General features: G+C 49.0%; 2 protein-coding genes. One reads left to right on the forward strand and one right to left on the reverse strand.

What is annotated here, in order from left to right; genetic code table 11:
- Nucleotides 1-767, reverse strand: a 767-nt coding sequence (locus ACTHUE_RS19330) for a class I tRNA ligase family protein (protein WP_440424205.1), incomplete at its 3' end; no start/stop codon positions are given.
- 210 nt (nt 768-977) lie between these two features.
- On the opposite strand from ACTHUE_RS19330, the gene ACTHUE_RS19335 reads away from it, so the two are divergent.
- A partial coding sequence (locus ACTHUE_RS19335; protein WP_440424206.1) for a DnaJ domain-containing protein occupies nt 978-1,230 on the forward strand: 253 nt, incomplete at its 3' end.

Genomic DNA, 1,230 nt, shown 5'->3' on the forward strand with positions numbered 1-1,230 from the left:
GTATAAACTTGCAGGAATTTCGCGTAATCGCCTTCCAAGCCTTGTTTGCTGTCGTCTGAAACGGCGAAGCGCACGGTCATGCCGCGAGATTTGCCGATCCAGTTGCGCTGCATGGTTTTGACTTGTTCAGGCCAGTGTTCCAGCTTGTCCAAATCATTGAGCAGCTCTTCGGCGTAATCCGTGATTTTGAAGTAATACATTGGGATTTCGCGTTTTTCGATCAACGCGCCGGAGCGCCAACCGCGTCCGTCGATGACTTGCTCGTTGGCAAGGACGGTTTGGTCGACCGGATCCCAGTTCACCGTGCCGTTTTTGCGATAGACGATGCCTTTTTCAAACAGCTTGGTAAACAGCCATTGTTCCCAGCGGTAGTATTCGGGTTTGCAGGTGGCGACTTCGCGTTCCCAGTCAATCGCAAAACCCAGGCTTTTAAGCTGGGTTTTCATGTATTCGATGTTGTCGTAAGTCCATGCGGCAGGGGCGACGTTGTTTTTCATCGCCGCATTTTCCGCAGGCATACCGAACGCGTCCCAACCCATAGGCTGCATGACGTTGAAGCCGTTTAAGAGTTTGAAGCGGCTCAATACGTCGCCGATGGTGTAGTTGCGTACATGCCCCATGTGCAGCTTGCCGCTGGGGTAGGGGAACATGGACAGGCAGTAGTATTTGGGTTTGGAAGCGTCTTCGGAGACGTTGAAAATACGCTCGTCGTCCCATTTTTTCTGCGCCGCAGGCTCGATGGCGGCGGGTTGGTAATGTTCTTGCATGGTCATTCTGTTTTTCGCTTGAAAACGTTGGAAAAAATAAAGATGGGATTATAGCAGGTTGTCGGGCCTGTCGGTTTGACAAAGGCCGTCTGAATGTTTGGATGTCGGAAAAGCACAATTTCAGACGGCCTTGAAAATACTGACTTGAGTTTTTGATACTCGCCCACATATCCCACCCAGTTTGAATTCATTCTTAACACTATCAAAATTATGAGCAATAAAGATTTTTACGAAACACTTGGTGTTGCCCGCAGCGCTAGCGACGATGAAATCAAACAAGCCTACCGCAAGCTGGCAATGAAATATCATCCCGACCGCAATCCTGACAATAAAGAAGCGGAAGAAAACTTTAAAGAAGTCCAAAAAGCTTCCGACACCTTGTCTGACAAGGAAAAACGTATCATGTACGACTCATACGGCCATGCTGCGTTCGAACAGGGCAAAGGCTGTCTATTCCACACAT

It is taken from the genome of Neisseria sp. P0021.S005 (assembly GCF_051956955.1).